At 56.0% G+C, this 11633-nt stretch carries 12 protein-coding genes; 7 read left to right on the plus strand and 5 right to left on the minus strand.

Features of this window, described 5'->3' with window-relative positions; genetic code table 11:
• Positions 1 to 36: 36 nt before the first annotated feature.
• The 5 genes from pcnB to panD all read left to right on the plus strand — a co-directional run bounded on the left by pcnB (position 37) and on the right by panD (position 4102).
• A complete protein-coding gene (gene pcnB, locus USF70_RS13785; RefSeq protein WP_072162357.1) occupies positions 37 to 1434 on the plus strand; it encodes a polynucleotide adenylyltransferase PcnB in 1398 nt (465 codons plus the stop codon).
• Positions 1431 to 1910 carry a 2-amino-4-hydroxy-6-hydroxymethyldihydropteridine diphosphokinase gene (folK, locus tag USF70_RS13790; protein WP_213729988.1) on the plus strand — a complete coding sequence of 160 codons (480 nt, stop codon included), beginning with the start codon at positions 1431 to 1433 and terminating at the stop codon, positions 1908 to 1910. The genes pcnB and folK overlap by 4 nt, the downstream gene beginning before the upstream one ends.
• A gap of 123 nt (positions 1911 to 2033) precedes the next feature.
• Complete coding sequence (panB, locus tag USF70_RS13795) at positions 2034 to 2825, plus strand: 3-methyl-2-oxobutanoate hydroxymethyltransferase (RefSeq protein ID WP_014882600.1); 792 nt, start codon at positions 2034 to 2036, stop codon at positions 2823 to 2825.
• Positions 2826 to 2836: 11 nt separating this feature from the next.
• Positions 2837 to 3688, plus strand: a complete 852-nt coding sequence (gene panC, locus USF70_RS13800; RefSeq protein ID WP_023310431.1) for a pantoate--beta-alanine ligase — start codon at positions 2837 to 2839, stop codon at positions 3686 to 3688.
• 33 nt (positions 3689 to 3721) lie between these two features.
• Entirely contained in the window at positions 3722 to 4102 is a 381-nt protein-coding gene (panD, locus tag USF70_RS13805; protein ID WP_006810068.1) for an aspartate 1-decarboxylase, read from the plus strand.
• Between the two features lie 3 nt (positions 4103 to 4105).
• Here panD and USF70_RS13810 read toward each other — a convergent pair whose 3' ends face one another.
• The 4 genes from USF70_RS13810 to USF70_RS13825 form a co-directional block, all read right to left on the minus strand.
• Entirely contained in the window at positions 4106 to 5353 is a 1248-nt protein-coding gene (locus USF70_RS13810) for a polysaccharide deacetylase family protein (protein WP_045355167.1), read from the minus strand.
• A 62-nt stretch (positions 5354 to 5415) separates the two neighbouring features.
• Complete coding sequence (locus USF70_RS13815) at positions 5416 to 5856, minus strand: PTS sugar transporter subunit IIA (protein ID WP_033144654.1); 441 nt, start codon at positions 5854 to 5856, stop codon at positions 5416 to 5418.
• Between the two features lie 104 nt (positions 5857 to 5960).
• Positions 5961 to 6731, minus strand: a complete 771-nt coding sequence (locus tag USF70_RS13820; RefSeq protein WP_023310428.1) for an ABC transporter permease — start codon at positions 6729 to 6731, stop codon at positions 5961 to 5963.
• Entirely contained in the window at positions 6728 to 7654 is a 927-nt protein-coding gene (locus USF70_RS13825) for an ABC transporter ATP-binding protein (protein WP_032660633.1), read from the minus strand. The genes USF70_RS13820 and USF70_RS13825 overlap by 4 nt, the downstream gene beginning before the upstream one ends.
• A gap of 107 nt (positions 7655 to 7761) precedes the next feature.
• On the opposite strand from USF70_RS13825, the gene can reads away from it, so the two are divergent.
• Positions 7762 to 8424, plus strand: coding sequence for a carbonate dehydratase (can, locus tag USF70_RS13830; protein WP_008501947.1), 663 nt, complete (start codon positions 7762 to 7764; stop codon positions 8422 to 8424).
• A 61-nt stretch (positions 8425 to 8485) separates the two neighbouring features.
• On the opposite strand, the gene hpt is transcribed toward can, so the two are convergent.
• Positions 8486 to 9022 carry a hypoxanthine phosphoribosyltransferase gene (gene hpt / locus USF70_RS13835; protein WP_008501948.1) on the minus strand — a complete coding sequence of 179 codons (537 nt, stop codon included), beginning with the start codon at positions 9020 to 9022 and terminating at the stop codon, positions 8486 to 8488.
• A gap of 208 nt (positions 9023 to 9230) precedes the next feature.
• Between hpt and USF70_RS13840 the strand changes: the two genes are divergently transcribed.
• A complete protein-coding gene (locus USF70_RS13840; protein ID WP_033144652.1) occupies positions 9231 to 11621 on the plus strand; it encodes a glucose/quinate/shikimate family membrane-bound PQQ-dependent dehydrogenase in 2391 nt (796 codons plus the stop codon).
• Positions 11622 to 11633 lie beyond the last annotated feature (12 nt).

The following is an 11633-nucleotide window of genomic DNA, read 5'->3' on the forward strand; positions in this document are numbered from 1 at the left end:
GCTTTTTTCATAACAAAACACACTACGAGGTGTACCATTTTTACCCGAGTCGCTAATTTTTGCCGTAAAGTGCTAAGCCGCGAAGAGAGCATGGCGAACGATGCTATTGCACAGCCACACATGTCGGTTATTCCGCGTGAGCAGCACACTATTTCCCGCAAAGATATCAGTGAAAATGCCCTCAAGGTGCTCTATCGTCTGAATAAAGCGGGCTACGAGGCCTATCTCGTGGGCGGTGGAGTGCGTGATTTACTGCTGGGCAAAAAACCAAAAGATTTCGACGTGACGACCAGCGCCACGCCTGAGCAGGTGCGCAAATTATTCCGCAACTGCCGTCTCGTTGGCCGCCGTTTCCGTCTGGCTCACGTGATGTTTGGGCCGGAAATTATCGAAGTGGCGACCTTCCGCGGCCACCACGAAGCGGGCGCATCCGATCGCACCACGTCACAGCGCGGCCAGAACGGCATGCTGCTGCGCGACAATATCTTCGGCTCTATCGAAGAAGATGCCCAGCGTCGCGACTTCACCATCAACAGCCTTTATTACAGCGTGGCGGATTTCACCGTGCGTGATTACGTCGGCGGCATGCAGGACCTTAAAGAAGGTTTGATCCGTCTGATCGGCACGCCGGAAACGCGCTATCGCGAAGATCCCGTGCGTATGCTGCGCGCCGTGCGTTTCGCCGCCAAGCTCAATATGCGCATCAGCCCGGAAACGGCAGAGCCGATTCCGCGTCTGGCGACGTTGATTAACGACGTGCCGCCTGCCCGCCTGTTTGAAGAGGCGCTGAAGCTGCTGCAGGCTGGCCACGGCTTTGAAACCTACAACCTGCTGCGCGAATACAACCTGTTCCAGCCCCTCTTCCCGACCATTACCCGCTACTTCACCGAAAGCGGTGACAGCCCAATGGAGCGGATGATTGCGCAGGTGCTGAAAAATACCGATACCCGTATTCGCAACGACATGCGCGTCAATCCGGCGTTCCTGTTTGCGGCGATGTTCTGGTATCCGCTGCTGGAAACGGCCCAGCGAATTACCCAGGAGAGCGGGCTTGCCTATTATGACGCCTTCGCGCTGGCCGCAAACGACGTGCTGGACGAAGGGTGCCGTACGCTCGCTATTCCAAAACGTATTACCACGCTGGTGCGCGATATCTGGCAGCTTCAGCTGCGCATGTCCCGTCGTCAGGGCAAACGCGCCTGGAAGCTGATGGAGCATCCAAAATTCCGCGCCGCCTTCGATCTGCTGTCGCTGCGTGCTGAAATTGAACGCAATCAGGAACTGCAGCGCCTGGCGCAGTGGTGGGCCGAATTCCAGGTTTCCGCCCCGCCGGAGCAAAAAGATATGCTCACCGGGCTGGATGAAGAGCCGGAACCGCGTCGCCGCCATCGCCGTCCGCGCAAACGCGCGCCGCGTCGTGAAGGGACAGCATGACCCTCGCGTATATCGCCATCGGCAGCAATTTAGCCTCTCCGCTGGAGCAGGTGAACGCTGCCGTACAGGCGCTGGGGGAGATCCCGCAAAGCAAGATCGTGGCGGTCTCCTCTTTCTACCGCACGCCGCCGCTGGGCCCGCAGGATCAGCCTGATTATCTCAATGCCGCCGTGGTGCTGGAAACTGCCCTTGATGCCGAAACGCTGCTGGATAACACCCAGCGCATCGAACTGCAGCAGGGCCGCGTACGCAAAGCCGAGCGCTGGGGACCGCGCACGCTGGACCTCGACATTATGCTGTTTGGTCACGAAACCATTAACACTGAACGTCTCACCGTTCCGCATTACGACATGAAAAACCGCGGGTTTATGCTCTGGCCGCTGTTTGAAGTCGTCCCCGATCTCATCTTCCCGGATGGCATCCCACTCCGGACCATTCTGGACAACCTCAGCGCGGAAAGACCCGCCCGCTGGTGATCCGGTTCCCCTGCCGATTAACCTCAAAATAATTGTGGCTAATCGGTTACCTAAAATCATTGTTCCCCCGAATGTTACTGTTAGAATGCGCAAAGATTCGCTTTTGGGCTATCAGGAAACAGTATGAAACCAACCACCATCTCCTTACTGCAGAAATGCAAACAGGAAAAAAAACGCTTCGCCACCATCACCGCGTATGACTACAGCTTCGCCAAACTCTTTGCCGAAGAGGGTATCAACGTCATGCTGGTCGGAGATTCGTTAGGGATGACGGTACAAGGACATGATTCCACCCTGCCGGTCACGGTTGAGGATATCGCTTACCACACGCGTGCGGTGCGCCGCGGGGCTCCAGCCTGCCTGCTGCTTTCCGATCTGCCGTTTATGGCCTATGCCACGCCGGAGCAGGCATTCGAAAACGCGGCAGCGGTCATGCGTGCTGGCGCTAACATGGTCAAAATTGAAGGCGGCGCCTGGCTGGTGGATACGGTGAAGATGCTCACCGAGCGAGCCGTGCCGGTGTGCGGCCATTTGGGCTTGACGCCGCAGTCCGTCAACATCTTTGGTGGATATAAAGTGCAGGGCCGCGGTGACGCCGCCCAGACGCTGTTTGATGATGCCCTGGCGCTGGAAGCCGCAGGCGCCCAGCTGCTGGTGCTGGAGTGCGTGCCGGTTGAGCTGGCGAAGCGTATTACTGAAGCCCTGTCGATTCCGGTGATTGGTATTGGCGCGGGCAACGTGACCGACGGCCAGATCCTGGTGATGCACGACGCCTTTGGCATCACCGGCGGGCATATTCCGAAGTTTGCCAAAAATTTCCTCACCGAAGCGGGCGACATGCGCGCTGCGGTCAGGCAGTATATTGCCGACGTTGAATCCGGTGTTTACCCGGGTGAAGAACACAGTTTCCATTAAGGAGTCTCGTTGTGCTAATCATTGAAACCCTGCCGCTGCTGCGCCAGCATATCCGCCGCGCGCGTCAGGAAGGTAAACGTATCGCACTGGTCCCGACCATGGGCAACCTGCATGACGGCCATATGAAGCTGGTTGACGAAGCAAGAGCCCGTGCAGATATCGTGGTGGTCAGTATCTTCGTTAACCCAATGCAGTTTGACCGCGCCGACGATCTGGCACGCTATCCGCGCACCCTGCAGGAAGATTGCGAGAAGCTCAAAAAACGCCATGCGGATATTGTCTTCTCTCCGGCACCGGCGGATGTCTATCCTCAGGGTACCGATGAGGCCACTTACGTTGACGTACCGGGCATTTCCACCATGCTGGAAGGCGCAAGCCGCCCGGGTCATTTCCGCGGCGTATCGACCATCGTCAGCAAGCTGTTCAACCTGGTGCAGCCGGACGTTGCCTGCTTCGGTGAGAAAGATTTCCAGCAGCTGGCGCTGATCCGCAAGATGGTTGCGGATATGGGCTACGATATCGAGATTGTCGGCGTACCGATTGTACGCGCCAAAGACGGTCTGGCGCTCAGCTCGCGAAATGGCTACCTGACCGCGGACCAGCGTAAAATCGCGCCGGGCTTAAGCAAGGTCATGAACACCATGGCAGAACAGCTGCTGGCGAAAGAGTTAACGGCCGAAGAGATTATTGCTCTGGCTGAACAGGCGCTGAACGATAAAGGCTTCCGCGCTGATGATATTCAAATTCGCGATGCCGACACGCTTCTGGAGCTTACACAGACCAGCAAACGTGCGGTCATTCTGGTGGCGGCATGGCTCGGTCAGGCCCGCCTAATCGACAACAAAGTGGTTGAACTGGCGTAGGTTTCTCTACCCGGAAGATGAAAGGTAAACGTAATGATTCGCAAAATGCTGCAAGGTAAGCTTCACCGTGTGAAAGTCACCCAGGCCGACCTGCACTATGAAGGCTCCTGCGCCATCGACCAGGATTTCCTTGATGCTGCGGGCATCCTTGAAAACGAAGCGATTGATATCTGGAACGTTAACAACGGCAAACGTTTCTCCACCTACGCCATCGCCGCCGAGCGCGGGTCTAAAATCATCTCCGTTAACGGCGCGGCAGCGCACTGCGCGGACGTGGGCGATATTGTGATTATCGCCAGCTTCGTGATGATGTCTGATGAAGAAGCGCGCCGCTGGCAGCCGAAAGTTGCCTACTTTGAAGGCGACAACGACATGAAACGTACCGCGAAGGCGATTCCGGTTCAGGTTGCTTAAGCACTATCCCTGCGGCTGATTGCTGATCAGCCGCGACATGGTCTCCAGCGAATCCGTTCTTAAGATGTACAGGCGTTTCAGTAAGAACGGATTATCCCCCGGCTTCACCTTCCCTTTCACCGTCGTCACCGCCAGATGGAAACCGGCATCATTCGCCGCCTTTATCGCTTTATTGTCGTAGCCGCCAAACGGATAGGAAAGATAGAGCACGCGTGGATTAAACTGCGCCAGCGCGCGACGCGAGCGTTCAAAATCAAACAAAATCACGTGATAGCTGCGGCTCAGTAAAATCGGGTGCTTATACCCATCCACGCGGTGCAGGAAGTGGGTGTGGGACTGAATATCGAACACATCCTGAATCCCCTTAATCTCCTGCACGCTCATAAACTGCAGCGATTTTGGATCCCACTTCTGCGGATGGCCTTTTATGCGGGACGAGATAATAAACGCCGTAGCCTTGAAGCCGTACTCTTTCAGCACAGGATAGGCATAGCGGCTGACGGATTTCAGGCCGTCGTCAAAGGTAATCACCACCGATTTTGCAGGCAGGTTCATTTTGTTACGCACGTACCCTTCAAGCTGGTACATCGTCAGGGTGGTATAGCCCTGATCGCGTAGCCAGGCCATCTGGTTGTTGAACGCACGTACGCTGGTCGTTGTGGACGTATGTCGAAAGCGCGTGTTTTCTTCATCACGCAAAATATGATGGTAGGTCAGAACCGGAAGGCCGTTATCTTCCTGCGCGTCCAGGCTGCTGATCCACGCCAGACGATTGCCGATGCGGATCTGGAACCAGGTCTGATTCAGCCGGTCTTTCAGTTTATTCAGTATGGGATAGCGCAGATTGGCGCTTAACGTGCCGAACGGCGCGCTGCCGCTCGACGGCGCGTTATACACCGGCGTGTCTTTCCAGGTAATGAGGTTCTGATTGCTCAGGGGCTTATTGAGATCCCCAAGGCTGTCCTCGACGCGCTGTTTCCCCTGAACCGGCTCCAGGTGCCCCTTGTCGATAAACCCCGTGCCAAAACCGAAGCGAAATTCGTAGTAGTCCGCCGCCGCGGGCACGACGGCCAGGATCTGCCCGGCGCGCACGTTACCGACGTTGATCACGCTGTTCCCCACCTGCGCCCAGATCGCCGCGTCTTCGGTGGTTTGCATGTACTGGGCAGGCAGCGTGTGCTGACTGAGTAAACTGGCTGAGCTGACGCCGGAAATGAGCATCAATAGCAAGAAAAGAATGCGCGGTAGCATGGTGTCTTAATCGGTGCGGAAAACTGCCGCTATTGTAACAAATGAGACATCAATACCCACGTTTAATTCTTATACAAATCGTGGAGCAGGACGAAGGGAGGATTTTTTTGCTGCTGATGCCACAAGCTGCTGACGCCCGGAACGCCCTGCGCCACGATGGCCTGGCGAAACTCTGCGCTGCTTAAGGATCCACGCTGCGGATACATTAACGCCAACAGGGAGAAGTTAATACCCGAGATCACTTCACAGCACGCATGCTTATGGCTCAGCAACGCGGCTGCGCGATAAGGCGCCGCGCCCGATTTATCGGTAAGAAAAATCACGCCATCCCCGGTGTCCGTTTCATGCAGGGCATCGCACATCATGCGGCTCAGCATGTTGGTGCTCAACCCGCGCCAGTAGTTTACCGCCCGGCATTGCACCAGCGGGCCAAATCTGGCTTCAAGCTTATCCAGCATTTCCTGCGCCTGTTCATCGTGGCAGGTGATAACCCATCCCAGCATAACTCCCTCCTTAGCAGGCAAGTAGTTTAGCGGAGTGAAGGTTAGCTTACGGTGATAACTGTCAAAGAAAGTGCCCGGCAAACAGAGCGTCGCCGGGCAAAAGATTAGCTGCGCAGCCCGCGTCCGCGCTGGATCAGCGACCAGCAGAGCAGGTAGAAGGCGATGATGAACACCACCAGTACCGCCACCGTGGTAAACAGCGGCACATCGGTGATGCCGAGGAAGCCAAAGCGGAACCCGCTGATCATGTAGACAATCGGGTTCAGGTGCGACAGCGCCTGCCAGAACGGTGGCAGCAGCGTCAGGGAGTAGAACACCCCGCCGAGATAGGTCAGCGGCGTCAGCACGAAGGTCGGGATCAGGCTGATGTCGTCAAACGTTTTGGCGAACACGGCGTTCAGCAGACCGGCCAGCGAGAAGAGGATCGCCGTCAGGAGCAGCGTCAGCGCGACAAACAGCCACGAGTGGACCTGGAACGGCACGAAGAACAGCGAAATCGCCGTGACCAGGATCCCCACGCACAGCCCGCGCGCCACGCCGCCGCCGACATAGCCCGCGATAATAACGTGCGTCGGCACCGGCGCGACCAGCAGCTCTTCAATATTGCGCTGGAACTTGGCGCTAAAGAACGACGACGCCACGTTGGCGTAGGCATTGGTGATCACCGCCATCATGATCAGGCCCGGCACGATAAACTGCATATAGGTAAAGCCGTGCATCTCACCAATTCGGGAACCAATCAGGTTACCGAAGATGATGAAATAGAGCGTCATCGTGATGACCGGCGGCACCAGGGTTTGCACCCAGATACGCATAAAGCGGTTGATCTCTTTCGCCCAGATACTTTTCAGCGCGACCCAGTAAAGATGCGTCATGCCTTGTCTCCTTGTTTGTCATGTACCAGAGAGACAAACAGCTCTTCCAGTCGGTTCGCTTTGTTACGCATACTCAAAACCTGAATCCCCTGCGCGCTCAGCTGTGAGAACACGCTGTTAATCCCCTGCTCGCGCAGCACTTCCACTTCCAGCGTCGAGGTATCTACCAGACGATAGTTGTAACCTTCAAGTTTTGGCAGCGCGCTTTTCGCCGCCAGATCGAGAATGAAGGTTTCGGATTTCAGCTTGGAGAGCAGATTCTTCATCGAGGTGTTCTCCACCAGCTCGCCGTTCTGAATGATGCCGATATTGCGGCACAGCATTTCAGCCTCTTCCAGATAGTGGGTGGTCAGAATAATGGTGGTGCCTTTGTCGTTGAGATCTTTCAGGAAGCCCCACATGGAGCGACGAAGTTCGATATCAACACCCGCTGTCGGTTCATCGAGGATCAGCAGCTTTGGCTCGTGCATCAGCGCACGGGCAATCATCAGGCGGCGCTTCATCCCGCCGGACAACATGCGCGCGCGTTCGTTACGCTTTTCCCACAGATCGAGCTGCTTTAGGTATTTTTCGCTACGCTCCAGGGCCTCTTTACGCTCAACGCCGTAATAGCCCGCCTGGTTAACCACAATCTGCTGCACCGTCTCGAACGGGTTGAAGTTGAACTCCTGCGGAACCAGCCCCAGCTGGCGCTTGGCGTTCACCACGTCTTTTTGCAGGTCGTACCCAAAGACGCTCACCCGGCCGGACGTTTTATTGACCAGCGAGCTGATAATCCCAATGGTGGTCGATTTCCCGGCCCCGTTCGGCCCCAGAAGCGCGTAAAAATCGCCGGCCTCTACTTTCAGATCTATTCCGCGTAGCGCCTGAACGCCACCCGGATAGGTTTTTTTAAGCTGCTCAAGCTCCAGTGCAATTGCCATGAAATTAACTTACCTTCAGTTCTTACACACGTTGTGTGGTTTCATTAAAAGTCGGGTTACCCTATAGTAGCGCAACGCAATAACTCGGTTACAGGTCGCTAACCTCCATGAACAACATAGATACACTCATCAGCAACAATGCACTATGGTCAAAAATGCTGGTGGAGGAAGACCCCGGATTTTTTGGAAAACTCGCGCAGGCTCAGAACCCACGCTTTCTCTGGATTGGATGTTCCGACAGCCGCGTACCGGCGGAGCGCCTGACCGGCCTTGAACCCGGCGAACTGTTTGTTCACCGCAATGTCGCCAATCTCGTGATTCACACCGATCTCAACTGTCTTTCTGTTGTTCAGTATGCCGTGGACGTTCTGCAAGTCGAACACATCATCATTTGCGGCCATTATGGCTGCGGCGGCGTGCAGGCGGCGGTTGAAAACACGGAACTGGGGCTCATTGATAACTGGCTACTGCACATCCGCGATATCTGGTTCAAACATAGCTCACTGCTGGGCGAAATGCCGCAGGAGCGTCGCATGGATACCCTTTGCGAACTCAACGTGATGGAGCAGGTGTATAACCTGGGCCACTCAACGATCATGCAATCAGCGTGGAAACGCGGGCAGAAGGTCTCTATCCACGGCTGGGCGTACGGGATTCACGATGGCCTGCTGCGCAATCTGGAAGTGACCGCCACCAACCGCGAAACGCTGGAGCAGCGTTACCGTTCGGGGATTGCCAACCTTCAGCTTAAGCATGTAAATCATAAATAAAGCCGGGGATTTTCTCCCTCTCCCTGTGGGAGAGGGCCGGGGTGAAGGCATCAGCCCTCGATTACTCGTCCAGCAGTACCACTTTCCCCACATACGGCAGATGACGATAGCGCTGCGCGTAGTCAATGCCGTAACCGACGACGAATTCGTCAGGAATCGAGAAGCCCACGAACTCTACCGGCACCTGCACTTCACGACGGTCGGGTTTATCCAACAGCGTACAAATCGCCAGAGATTTTGGCTCGCGCAGGCTCAGGATCTCGCGCACTTTTGACAGCGTGTTGCCGGAGTCGATGATGTCCTCAACGATCAACACATCTTTGCCACGAATATCTTCATCCAGATCTTTCAGGATTTTCACATCACGGGTAGTGGACATGCCGCTGCCGTAGCTGGAGGCGGTCATAAAATCGACCTCATGGGGCACATGCACCTCACGGCACAGGTCTGCCATGAACATGAAAGAGCCGCGCAACAGACCGACCAGCACCATTTCGCTGCCGCTGTCCTTGTAATGTTCGGTGATTTGACGACCCAGTTCGGCGATACGCGCTTTGATCTCGGCTTCCGGGATCATCACTTCAACAGTATGTTTCATATTACTAACCAAATGATTTTAGTGAAAATCTCTCAATACGGATGAGTTAATATCCAGCACTGATACGCAAGCCAGCCATTATATCAGCAAATGGATAAGCCTGGCGTATGAGTTATAAAAAGCAAATATTGTGATTCCGATCACACTTGTTAATACCTATAATTAGTTGCTAGCAAATTATTAACAAAAACTGACGAGTACACTTTCTATGGCTGAAACAAACTCTAAACAGCCGCGTCTACTGGTGACATTAACAGCCGCATTCGCAGCCTTCTGCGCGCTGTATCTGTTAATCGGTGGCGTCTGGCTGGTCGCTTTAGGCGGCTCCTGGTACTACCCGATTGCGGGTCTGGTTATGGTTGGCGTAACCGTCCTGCTGTTGCGTAGAAAACAATCTGCACTGTGGCTGTATGCCGCCCTCCTTCTTGCCACCATGATCTGGGGCGTCTGGGAAGTCGGGTTCGACTTCTGGGCACTGACGCCGCGCAGCGACATCCTGGTCTTCTTCGGTATCTGGCTGATCCTGCCGTTCGTCTGGCGTCGCCTGATTGTGCCTTCCAGCGGTGCTGTGGCGGGCCTGGTTGTTGCCCTGCTGATTACCGGCGGCATTCTGACCTGGGCTGGCTTTAATGACCCGCAGGAGATCAACGGTACGCTGAACGCAGAATCCACGCCTGCTGCGGCTATCTCGCAGGTCGCTGACGGCGACTGGCCAGCGTATGGTCGTAACCAGGAAGGTCAACGTTACTCCCCGCTGAAGCAGATCAACGCGGACAACGTTAAAAACCTGAAGGAAGCCTGGGTATTCCGTACCGGCGATCTGAAGATGCCGAACGATCCGGGTGAACTGACCAACGAAGTCACGCCGATTAAAGTCGGCAATATGCTCTACCTGTGTACGGCGCACCAGCGTCTGTTCGCGCTCGACGCGGCCACCGGTAAAGAGAAATGGCACTTCGATCCGCAGCTGAATTCCAACCCGTCCTTCCAGCACGTCACCTGCCGCGGCGTCTCTTACCACGAAGCGCGCGCCGATAATGCGAGCCCGGAAGTCATTGCTGACTGTCCTCGCCGCATCATGCTGCCGGTGAACGATGGCCGTCTGTTCGCCATCAATGCCGAAACGGGCAAGCTGTGTGAAACCTTTGCCAACAAAGGGATCCTGAACCTGCAGACCAACATGCCGGACACCACGCCGGGTCTGTATGAGCCAACCTCACCGCCAATCATCACCGATAAAACTATCGTGATTGCCGGTTCGGTAACGGATAACTTCTCCACGCGTGAAACCTCCGGCGTAATCCGTGGTTTCGACGTGAACACCGGTAAACTGCTGTGGGCCTTCGACCCGGGCGCGAAAGATCCAAACGCGATCCCGTCGGACGAGCACACCTTTACCTTTAACTCGCCAAACTCCTGGGCGCCAGCGGCGTATGACGCGAAGCTGGACCTGGTCTATCTGCCAATGGGTGTGACCACGCCAGATATCTGGGGCGGTAACCGCACGCCGGAGCAGGAGCGTTATGCGAGCGCTATCGTGGCGCTGAATGCGACCACCGGTAAGCTGGCATGGAGCTACCAGACCGTTCACCACGATCTGTGGGATATGGATATGCCGTCCCAGCCGACGCTGGCGGACATTACCGTTGATGGCAAAACCGTTCCGGTGATTTACGCGCCGGCCAAGACGGGCAACATCTTCGTGCTGGATCGCAGCAACGGTAAGCTGGTTGTGCCAGCACCGGAAAAACCGGTTCCGCAGGGCGCGGCGAAAGGCGATTACGTCAGCAAAACCCAGCCGTTCTCTGACCTGAGCTTCCGTCCGAAGAAAGACCTCAGCGGTGCGGACATGTGGGGCGCCACCATGTTTGACCAGCTGGTGTGCCGCGTGATGTTCCACCAGCTGCGCTATGAAGGCATCTTCACGCCGCCTTCTGAGCAGGGCACGCTGGTCTTCCCGGGTAACCTGGGGATGTTCGAGTGGGGCGGGATCTCCGTTGACCCTAACCGTCAGGTGGCGATTGCCAACCCGATGGCGCTGCCGTTCGTTTCCCGCCTGATCCCACGCGGTCCGGGCAACCCAATGGAGCAGCCGAAAGACGCGAAAGGCAGCGGTACCGAAGCCGGCATTCAGCCGCAGTACGGCGTGCCGTTTGGCGTAACGCTGAACCCGTTCCTGTCGCCGTTTGGTCTGCCGTGTAAACAGCCTGCCTGGGGTTATATCTCCGGTCTGGATCTGAAAACCAACCAGATCGTATGGAAAAAACGTATTGGTACGCCACAGGACAGCATGCCGTTCCCGATGCCGGTTCCGGTGCCGTTCAATATGGGTATGCCAATGCTGGGTGGCCCAATTTCCACCGCCGGTAACGTGCTGTTCATCGCGGCAACCGCAGATAACTACCTGCGCGCGTACAACATGACCAACGGTGAAAAACTGTGGCAAGGTCGTCTGCCGGCGGGTGGACAGGCCACGCCGATGACCTATGAAGTGAATGGCAAGCAGTACGTTGTCATCTCTGCAGGGGGTCACGGTTCGTTTGGCACGAAGATGGGCGACTACATCGTCGCGTATGCATTGCCTGACGAAGGCAAATAAAAGCAAAACGGC

The organism is Enterobacter sp. 237C8 (assembly GCF_034106865.1).
GTDB lineage: Bacteria > Pseudomonadota > Gammaproteobacteria > Enterobacterales > Enterobacteriaceae > Enterobacter > Enterobacter asburiae_B.

Bases quoted from the DNA above. Each gene is read 5' to 3' on its own strand.
- USF70_RS13815 (WP_033144654.1), bottom strand. From the start codon at position 5,856: ATGCTGGGATGGGTTATCACCTGCCACGATGAACAGGCGCAGGAAATG.
- panD (WP_006810068.1), top strand. From the start codon at position 3,722: ATGATTCGCAAAATGCTGCAAGGTAAGCTTCACCGTGTGAAAGTCACC.
- USF70_RS13820 (WP_023310428.1), bottom strand. From the start codon at position 6,731: ATGACGCATCTTTACTGGGTCGCGCTGAAAAGTATCTGGGCGAAAGAG.
- USF70_RS13840 (WP_033144652.1), top strand. From the start codon at position 9,231: ATGGCTGAAACAAACTCTAAACAGCCGCGTCTACTGGTGACATTAACA.
- panB (WP_014882600.1), top strand. From the start codon at position 2,034: ATGAAACCAACCACCATCTCCTTACTGCAGAAATGCAAACAGGAAAAA.
- USF70_RS13810 (WP_045355167.1), bottom strand. From the start codon at position 5,353: ATGCTACCGCGCATTCTTTTCTTGCTATTGATGCTCATTTCCGGCGTC.
- can (WP_008501947.1), top strand. From the start codon at position 7,762: ATGAACAACATAGATACACTCATCAGCAACAATGCACTATGGTCAAAA.
- USF70_RS13825 (WP_032660633.1), bottom strand. From the start codon at position 7,654: ATGGCAATTGCACTGGAGCTTGAGCAGCTTAAAAAAACCTATCCGGGT.
- hpt (WP_008501948.1), bottom strand. From the start codon at position 9,022: ATGAAACATACTGTTGAAGTGATGATCCCGGAAGCCGAGATCAAAGCG.
- folK (WP_213729988.1), top strand. From the start codon at position 1,431: ATGACCCTCGCGTATATCGCCATCGGCAGCAATTTAGCCTCTCCGCTG.